Source organism: Mesorhizobium sp. M7A.F.Ca.CA.002.04.1.1, assembly GCF_004022805.1.
GTDB lineage: Bacteria > Pseudomonadota > Alphaproteobacteria > Rhizobiales > Rhizobiaceae > Mesorhizobium > Mesorhizobium ciceri.
Genome location: NZ_RZPL01000199.1, coordinates 1 through 8,212 on the forward strand (window position 1 = coordinate 1; position 8,212 = coordinate 8,212).

An 8,212-nucleotide genomic window follows, 5' to 3' on the forward strand; every position below is an offset into this window, starting at 1 on the left:
ATGTCCTTCCTGGCTGGGAAGCCAGGACGGGCTATCAGGAAGGCATCGGGCGCACCTTCGATTGGTTCCGTCAGCGAATTGCGGCCGGAACCGTTGCGGCCCCAACGGCCTGACGCGCCCGACGTCGCGGCCAAAGCTCTTTCCTGGCTGCCCACTTGGTCACCACCGCATCGGGCGCATCGATCGGCGAGCCATGGCCGTATCCGCATAAAGATATTGACTGCATGTTTAGTCATAGTTACTCCTGAGGTCGCGAATTGAGTTGGACAGCCGGCGCCAGCCGGTGAATGGCCACCGTGAAGAGGGGAATATCTCGACTGCGATGCGGCTTGCCGTTGCCGGTGCGCCGCATGCCGCAAATGCGATGCCGACGGCCGTTCTCGTGCCGTCGATCGGCATTGTCGCGGCCATCTTTTCGTCAGCAGGAAACGGACCTGAGGCCGTAACGCCGCCGGTCCCAACAATGGGAGCATACAGCATGAACTGGAAACTGACCGCGACGGCCATCGGCCTGTCGCTGCTGACTGTCACGGGCGTTGCCCATGCCGACGGCGAACTCAACATCTACAATTGGGGCAACTACACCAGTCCCGAGCTGATCAAGAAGTTCGAGGAGACCTACAAGGTCAAGGTCACCGTCACCGACTATGATTCCAACGATACCGCCCTGGCCAAGGTCCGGCAGGGCGCCTCCGGCTATGACATCGTCGTGCCCTCGGCGAGCGTCGTGCCGGTCTGGATCAGCGAAGGTCTGCTCTTGGAGACCGATCCCAACAAGATGGAGAACTTCAAGAACGTCGATCCCAGGTGGGTCGATGTTCCATTCGATCCAGGCCGCAAATATACCGTTCCATGGCAGTGGGGAACGACCGGCATTTCGGTGAACAAGTCGGTTTATGCCGGCGACCCCAACACATCGGCGATCTTCCTCGACCCACCCCCCGAACTCGTCGGCAAGATCAATGTCGTACCCGAAATGGGTGACATCATGTTCCTCGCCATCGCTTACGAGGGTGGCAAATATTGCAGCAGCGACATGCAGATGCTGAAGAAGGTGCATGACAAGCTGGTGGAGGCCAAGGCGAAATGGCTTTCGCTCGACTATGCGGCCGTCGACGGCCTGGGCAGGGGCGACATCGCCGCGGGCGTCAACTGGAACGGCATATCGCTGCGCGAGCGGCTTGAGAACGACAAGATCGTCTATGGCTATCCCAAGGAAGGCTATCCGATCTGGATGGACAATGTCGCTGTCCTCAAGGACGCCAAAAACGTCGACAACGCCAAGCTGTTCCAGAATTTCATCATGGATCCGCAGAATGCGGCGCTGATCTCAGCCTTTGCGCGTTATTCGAACGGCATCAAGGGCTCGGAAGCCTTCATGCCCGACGACATGAAGACCGCGCCGGAAGTCAACATTCCCGCCGATTTCGCCGCCAAGGGCCAGTTCATGCAGGCATGCCCGCCCGACGTGCAGGCGCTCTACACGAAGATCTGGACCGATCTGCAGAAATGACCTGACCAGGCTTTCCCGCGCCGCAGCACGCGGCGCGGTCATCTCCGTCCATGCAACGCGATGCGCAGATCGCAGGAGACTTCCCATGACCGATCTCGACCTTTGCTACATGCCGGCCAGCGAGGCGCTGCGGCTGTTCAAGGCAAAGAAGCTTTCGCCCGTCGAACTGATGCAGGCCACCATCCGCCGCGCCGAAGCCACCAAGCCGACGATCAACTGCCTCACCTTCACGCATTTCGACGAGGCGATGGATCTGGCCAGGAAAGCCGAGGCGAAATACGCCAGGGGGGCCCGTACCGGGGCGCTCGAGGGGCTGCCGATCGGCATCAAGGACGAGAGCTACATCAAGGACAAGCCGACCTCGCACGGCTCGCTGCTGTCCCGGGATGCCATCGGTGGCCATACGTCGACGATGAACGAGCGCATCATCAAGGCCGGAGGCATTGTCCATGCCCGCACGGCGACGCCTGAATTCAGCTGCGCCGGCTACACCTGGTCGAAACGCTGGGGCGTGACGCGCAATCCGTGGAACCCGGATTTCACGCCCGGCGGTTCGTCCGGCGGTGCCGCGGCGACGCTGGCGTCCGGCACGTCGTCGATCGCCACCGGCTCGGACATTGCCGGGTCGATCCGAATTCCCGCGTCGGCCTGCGGTCTTGTCGGCTTCAAGCCGCCTTACGGGCGCAATCCGGACGAGCCGCCGTTCAACCTCGATTTCTACTGCCACACCGGACCTTTGGCGCGAAACGTCGGGGATGCGATCCTGCTGCAGAACGTGATGGCCGGACCGAGCCCGCTCGACATCGCCACGCTCCGCCCCAAACTGCGCCTGCCCAGCGACTACAAGCCGATCAAGGGCTGGAAGATTGCTTTCTCGATGGACCTCGGTTCTTTCGAGGTCGATCCGGACGTGCGCAAGAACACGCTTGCCGCCTGCGATGTGTTTCGCTCGCTTGGCGCCACGGTCGAGGAAGTCGATCTGGGCTGGGGCGACGACGTGCTCAAGGCGGGCATGGCCTATCTCGAACATCTGTTCGGCGCCTCACTGTCGCAACTGCTCAAGGAGCACGGCAAGGACATGACGAGCTATGCCAGGCAGTTCGCCGAGGACGGGCAAAGGTCGAAGGCGACGGACTTTGTCGGAACACTGGAAGTGGCGGCCAGGATGTACCAGACGCTGGGGCCGCTGCTGGAGACCTACGATGTGCTGATCTGCCCGACCAACGCGCTTCCCGCCGTGCCGGCGGAGTTCGATCAGACAACGGGCACGGTCGAGATCAACGGCAAGCAGGTGAACCCGTCGCTTGGCTGGGTGATGACGACGCCGTTCAACATGATGAGCCGCTGTCCGGTTCTATCCGTGCCGTCGGGCCGGGCGGCAAGCGGCGTGCCGACAGGCATCCAGATCGTCGGCCGCACCTATTGCGATGCCGATGTCTTCCGGGCGGCCATGGCCTATGAGATGGCCAAGGGGCAGTGGTACACAAACGCCGAAACGCGCCCGTCGCTATAACAGGGCGATGCGGCCCTTGCCGCGATCGTGGTTGATCTGCGGTTTCGGTTGTGGTGAGCCGACGCCGGACACCTCGAATAGACGGATCCGTGGCGGCGCCGGCGATCGCCGGCAGAAGTCCGAAAGGAGCTGGACGAAGATGGCGCAACAAAACACTGCGGCGGCAAAACGCAAAGGCGCAACGGCGAAGAATGGACGTGCGGCAAACGATGCCGCGCCGCCCAAGGACCGTCGGCGCGAACGCGGCGAAGCCAGCGTGCAGCGGATCATCGACGCCACCATCGAGCTCATCGCGGAGGAGGGACTGGCAAGCGTCACCATGCAGCGCATCGCCGAACATGTCGGCTCGTCCAATGCCCTGGTCGTCTTCCATTTCCGCAGCAAGGAGAACCTGTTTCGCGCCGTCCTGCAGTATCTCAGCGATCGATACGACGAGCTGTGGGTGACGCTGGTGCGAGCGCCCGGCCTGTCGCCGGTTGAGCGGGCCCTGGGCGCGGTCGATTGCGCGCAACGTTTCGCCCGCCAGCACCCGAAATGGGTTTCGGTCTTTGTCGTGTTCTCCAGCGACCGCAAGAGCATGCAGATCTACAATGAGATCGGCCTGCCGAGCGATCTTGCCTACACCGCCGAAGCGCGCGAGTTGCTGATCGAGATTTCGCGCAGCGGCGGTTACACCGACGTCGACATCGACACGCTGTCGGAGAGCCTGAATTATCTGGTCCACGGCGCCTGGTATTGGGATCATCTCAATCCATCCAGCCGTGACACCAACGTGCTGCGCAAGACCATGCTGCTCCTGCTGCATCAGGCATTCCCGCGGCATTTCGAACTGATGCGCTAGAGCAATTCCAGGAAAAGTGTGAAACGGTTTTCCGTCCGGAATTGCGCCAAACAAGGAGTTGGAGTGGTTCGCCGTTTCCGTGAAACGGTGAACCGCTCTGACCGCTTTCATGGCTGCCGCAGATGGCAGCCGGCCTGCCGCTTCTGTTCCAGATACTCGTCGACAAGCTGGCGGTAGCGCACCTTGCCGAAACTCGGGAAATGGCCGCCATGCACGACCGAGACATCGAGGTCGCGCAGGCGCAGCAGTGTCGCCATGTAGTCTGATATGTCCGAGTGGTAGACGTCGTCGATCAGCGGGCCGTCATAGATGATATCGCCTGATAACAGGATGCCCGTCCTGTTTTCATAGAGCGCGATGCCGCCGGGCGAATGGCCGGGCGTGTGGATCACCTCGAAGGCACGATCGCCGAGATCGACGACGTCCCCATGCTTGAGCAAACGGCCTGCCGGTGCGGGCGGAATACGGTAGCGCGCCGTGTTCCAGCCTTGCGGCTGGCAATCGAACATTTCGTCGGTCGCATAGGTGTCGGCTGCCGTCCACTCGTTACGCGGATCGGCGAGGATCCCGGCCTCGGCGGCGTGCACGCACCGTTCGGGAAATTCGTGGTGGCAGCCTATATGATCGAAATGCGTGTGGCTGGCGACGCAAATCAGCTTGCGCTCGCTGACCAACGGCACGTGACGCCTGAGGCTGAAATGGCCAAGCCCGGTGTCGAACAGAAGGTCACGATCGCGGCCGCGCACATGCCACATGTTGCAGCGGAAGAACGGTTTTATCCAAGGCTCGTGGATCAAGGTCACGCCATCGCTCATGCGGATGGTCTCGTACCAGTCTGGTGCCTCGATGACCGCAAGCGTTGCCATGTTTCAATCCGTCAGAAAGTTCAGTCCGTCAGCAGGATGATCTGGTCGGTATCGCAGGAAATCGCGACCCTGTCGCCCGGCTGGACGGTCGCCGTCGCGGGCAATTTGGCGATGAAGTGGAGCGAAGGGTCCTCGACGGAAACGGCGAGCACGCGCTTGAAGCTGCCCTGGAAAACCACGTCGCTCACCTCGGCTGTGCCAAGCCTGACACCGCCGCGCGCCTCGCCGAGGACAAGATGCTCCGGCCGTATGGCCAGCGCAACGGTAGAGCCGACCGGCAAGGCGCCGGGCAGCGAGACCGGCCCGACCGGCGTCGCGACGGTGCTTGTCCTATCCTTCGCCTCCGTGACCGTGCCGGCGAGGATCGTGCTTTCGCCCATGAAGGTCGCCGAAAAACGCGTCGCCGGCCGTGCGTAGACGCGCTCTGGCGGACCTTCGTCCTCGATGCGCCCGTCATTCATCACCACGCAATGGTCGGCCAGCGCCATCGCCTCTTCCTGGTCGTGCGTGACATGGATAAAGGCGGTGCCGACGCGCTTCTGGATCGCCTTCAATTCATCCTGCATCTGCCGGCGAAGTTTGAGGTCGAGGGCGCCGAGCGGCTCGTCGAGCAACAGCACCGCCGGCTCGATCACCAGCGCCCGCGCCAGCGCCACGCGCTGCCGTTGGCCGCCGGAGAGCTGATGCGGCTTCTTGTCGAAGGCAGAGGCGAGACCGACCAGCGCCAGCGCCTCGCGCGCCTTTGCGGCGCGTGTCGCGCCGTCGACGCCCTGCATGCGCAGGCCGAAGCCGACATTGCTGCCGACGCTCATATGCGGAAACAGCGCATAGTCCTGGAACACCGTCGTCGTCGGGCGCTTGGCCGGCGGCACCGACGTGCAATCCTCGCCACGGATGAACACCTTGCCTTCGCTGGGGGTGACGAAGCCGCCCAGAATGGACAAGAGCGTCGTCTTGCCGGAGCCGGACGGCCCGAGCAGGATCGTGTAGCTGCCGGGCTCGATCTGCAGCGAGACATCCTTCAGCACGGTGTGCTGGCCGAAGCGATGCGAGACACTGCTGATGTCGACGAGGGGCGCGCTCATGCCGGCTTTCTCCGAAGCAATGTCAGTTCAAAAAACACCACCAGCACGATGGAGACGGCGAAGACCAGCGAGCCGACGGCATTGGTCTTGGGATTGAGGCCGGAACGCAGCAGGTTCCAGATCTCGACCGGCAGCGTGGTGTCGAAGCGGGTGAGCAGGAAGGAGATCACGAATTCGTCCCAGGAGAAGGTCATCGACAGGAAGAAGCCGGCGAAGATGGCCGGCGCCATGACCGGCACGGTGATCAACAGCAGCACCTTCCATTCCGGCGCGCCGAGGTCGCGCGCGGCGCGCTCGATGTTGATCTGATGGTCGCCCATCTGGCTGTAGATGATGGCAAAGCACAGCGGCAGATTGATCACGACATGGCCGATGCCGGCAGCCAGTAGCGATTTCGGTACGCCGGCCCAGTTGAACAGCACCAGCAGCCCCATGCCGATGATGAGATAGCTGACCGTCAGCGGCAGGGTGATCAGCCCGCGCAGCAGGCCGGAGCCGGGCAGGACGAAGCGGGCAAAGCCCCAGGCGGAAAGGAAGCCGAGCGTCACGGCGGCGAGCGACGAGATGGACGCGACCAGCAGCGAATTGACCAACGCCGAAGTCAGCCGTGGGTCCGAGAGCACCGCGTCGTACCAGCGCAGCGACGGGCCGGTGAAGGGCGGGATCGGGAACGACGTCGCCTGCAGCGAAAACAGTACCAGCACGATCACGGGCAGGAAGATGAAGCCGTAGACGGCAAGCGCGTAGAGCCAGGAGGCGATGCGGACAATCCTGCGCATCTCAGGCCCGCTCGATCTTCAGCCAGTGGGCGCAGGCGAGATAGGCGATGGTGACCACCGCCATCAGGATGATCGACAGCGCCGAGGCCAGCGGAAAGTCGCCGCGCCGGCCGATCTGCATCATCACCAGCTGCGGCATCAGCAGCTCGTTGTTGCCGCCCAGGATCTGCGGCGTGATGTAGTCGCCGATGCACAGCACGAAGGTGAGGAAGGCGCCGACCATGATGCCGGGCAAGGTCAGCGGCAGCACGACATGCAGGAAGGTTCGCACCGGCCCGGCGCCGAGATCGGCGGCCGCCTTGCGGTAGCTCGGGCTGAGCTGCTTGAGATTGGCGAAGATCGTCAGCGTCAACAACATGACGAAGAAGTGCACGAAGCCGGTGATGGTGGCGAAACGCGTGTTGGCGAGATGCACAGGCTCGCTGATGAGGCCGGAGCCGGTCAGCGCCCGGTTTATGACGCCGTTCTGCGCCAGCACCAGCAGCCAGGAATAGGAGCGCACGACATAGGAGGTCCAGAACGGCAGCACCGCCAGCATCAGCGCCAGCCGCTGCCAGCGCTCCGGCACCTGTTCGGCGAGGATCCAGGCGAAGGGATAGGCGAGCAGCACCGAGACCACGGTGACGATCGCGGTCACCTCAAGCGAGTTCACCATCGCCTGCCAGTAGGAGGGGTTGGTGAAGAATTGGCTGTAGTTGGACAGCGTGAAGCCGCCGCCCTCATGCGCCGTCAGGCTGGAAAACCCCATGGCAATGAACGGCAGCACGAAGAACAGCAGCGTCCAGCCGAGCGCCGGCGTGACCAGCGCCCAGGGCAGAGCAGAGCTCGCCCGGGGCAGGGTATGGCCCGCCCGGGGCAAGGGGTTGTTTCCAGCCGAGCTCATGAGCGCTATCGGCTCATTTCGCCTGCAGCATTTCGGTCCACATGTCCTGCATCTTCTTGTCGAGATCGGCGTTCGGCGCCGGATAGGCCTGGGCACGCGTCAGGAAGCCCGGCTGTTCGTCGAAGCGCAGCACCTTCTTCTGGTCGTCGGTCAGTGCTGCCTTGGTGTTGGCCGGCATGCCCCAGTAGCAGGAGGAGGTGGCAAGCCGCGCCTGGCCCTCCGGGCTCATAATGTACTGGATGAACTTCAGCGCCATGTCCTTGTTCTTGGAATCCTTGAACATGGCCAGCGACTGCGACCACAGAACCGCACCTTCTTTCGGGATGGAGAAGTCCAGCGCCGGGTTTTCCTTGGCTAGGCCCGCCGTCACCCATTCGCCGCCGCCGACCAGTATGTCGACCTCGCCCGTCGCCAGCGCCGTCTGGCTGGCGGTCACTTCGCCGACCAGCTTGGCATTGGCTTTCATCTTCAAGAGCTCGTCCTTGAGGGCGGGCAGGTCGGCTTCGGTGAGATCGGCCGTCTTCTTGCCGATCGCCAGTGCGGCCATGCCGATGACCGGCAGGTAGTAGTCGTAGATGGCGACCTTGCCCTTGTACTTGTCGCCGGTCAGGGCCGCCATCGACTGCATGTCGGCCGGATCGACCTTGGTCTTGTTGTAGCCGATCGTGTTGTAGCCGAACTTTTCGGTGATGCCGTAGCGCTTGCCGCCGACCATGGTGGAGCCGTTCATCT

Annotated in this window: 9 protein-coding genes; 3 read left to right on the top strand and 6 right to left on the bottom strand. The window is 62.9% G+C overall.

Annotated features, from left to right (window positions below):
- Nucleotides 1–228 precede the first annotated feature (228 nt).
- Complete coding sequence (locus ENZ75_RS12955; RefSeq protein ID WP_127224493.1) at nucleotides 229–507, bottom strand: hypothetical protein; 279 nt, start codon at nucleotides 505–507, stop codon at nucleotides 229–231.
- On the opposite strand from ENZ75_RS12955, the gene ENZ75_RS12960 reads away from it, so the two are divergent.
- From ENZ75_RS12960 to ENZ75_RS12970, 3 genes are all read left to right on the top strand, one after another.
- A complete protein-coding gene (locus tag ENZ75_RS12960; RefSeq protein ID WP_024503894.1) occupies nucleotides 479–1,513 on the top strand; it encodes an extracellular solute-binding protein in 1,035 nt (344 codons plus the stop codon). The two genes, ENZ75_RS12955 and ENZ75_RS12960, sit on opposite strands and share 29 nt — an antisense overlap.
- A gap of 85 nt (nucleotides 1,514–1,598) precedes the next feature.
- Complete coding sequence (locus ENZ75_RS12965; RefSeq protein ID WP_063168087.1) at nucleotides 1,599–3,026, top strand: amidase; 1,428 nt, start codon at nucleotides 1,599–1,601, stop codon at nucleotides 3,024–3,026.
- 139 nt (nucleotides 3,027–3,165) lie between these two features.
- Entirely contained in the window at nucleotides 3,166–3,867 is a 702-nt protein-coding gene (locus ENZ75_RS12970; protein ID WP_063168086.1) for a TetR/AcrR family transcriptional regulator, read from the top strand.
- 107 nt (nucleotides 3,868–3,974) lie between these two features.
- On the opposite strand, the gene ENZ75_RS12975 is transcribed toward ENZ75_RS12970, so the two are convergent.
- From ENZ75_RS12975 to ENZ75_RS12995, 5 genes are all read right to left on the bottom strand, one after another.
- Entirely contained in the window at nucleotides 3,975–4,733 is a 759-nt protein-coding gene (locus tag ENZ75_RS12975; protein ID WP_063168085.1) for an MBL fold metallo-hydrolase, read from the bottom strand.
- A gap of 20 nt (nucleotides 4,734–4,753) precedes the next feature.
- Nucleotides 4,754–5,818 carry an ABC transporter ATP-binding protein gene (locus ENZ75_RS12980; protein WP_063168084.1) on the bottom strand — a complete coding sequence of 355 codons (1,065 nt, stop codon included), beginning with the start codon at nucleotides 5,816–5,818 and terminating at the stop codon, nucleotides 4,754–4,756.
- On the bottom strand, nucleotides 5,815–6,597 hold the full coding sequence (locus ENZ75_RS12985; RefSeq protein ID WP_013531381.1) for an ABC transporter permease: 783 nt from the start codon (nucleotides 6,595–6,597) through the stop codon (nucleotides 5,815–5,817). Before ENZ75_RS12985 ends, ENZ75_RS12980 begins: the two co-directional genes overlap by 4 nt.
- Nucleotide 6,598: 1 nt before the next feature.
- Nucleotides 6,599–7,480: an ABC transporter permease gene (locus tag ENZ75_RS12990; protein WP_063168083.1), complete on the bottom strand. Its 882-nt coding sequence runs from the start codon at nucleotides 7,478–7,480 to the stop codon at nucleotides 6,599–6,601.
- A gap of 13 nt (nucleotides 7,481–7,493) precedes the next feature.
- Nucleotides 7,494–8,212: extracellular solute-binding protein (locus ENZ75_RS12995; RefSeq protein ID WP_128278128.1), on the bottom strand; the 719-nt coding region annotated here is incomplete at its 5' end.

What these genes read in the sequence shown, in the direction of transcription:
- ENZ75_RS12965 (WP_063168087.1), top strand. Translation starts at nt 1,599, where the DNA reads ATGACCGATCTCGACCTTTGCTACATGCCGGCCAGCGAGGCGCTGCGG.
- ENZ75_RS12980 (WP_063168084.1), bottom strand. Translation starts at nt 5,818, where the DNA reads ATGAGCGCGCCCCTCGTCGACATCAGCAGTGTCTCGCATCGCTTCGGC.
- ENZ75_RS12955 (WP_127224493.1), bottom strand. Translation starts at nt 507, where the DNA reads ATGGCCGTCGCGGTCAGTTTCCAGTTCATGCTGTATGCTCCCATTGTT.
- ENZ75_RS12985 (WP_013531381.1), bottom strand. Translation starts at nt 6,597, where the DNA reads ATGCGCAGGATTGTCCGCATCGCCTCCTGGCTCTACGCGCTTGCCGTC.
- ENZ75_RS12990 (WP_063168083.1), bottom strand. Translation starts at nt 7,480, where the DNA reads ATGAGCTCGGCTGGAAACAACCCCTTGCCCCGGGCGGGCCATACCCTG.
- ENZ75_RS12975 (WP_063168085.1), bottom strand. Translation starts at nt 4,733, where the DNA reads ATGGCAACGCTTGCGGTCATCGAGGCACCAGACTGGTACGAGACCATC.
- ENZ75_RS12970 (WP_063168086.1), top strand. Translation starts at nt 3,166, where the DNA reads ATGGCGCAACAAAACACTGCGGCGGCAAAACGCAAAGGCGCAACGGCG.
- ENZ75_RS12960 (WP_024503894.1), top strand. Translation starts at nt 479, where the DNA reads ATGAACTGGAAACTGACCGCGACGGCCATCGGCCTGTCGCTGCTGACT.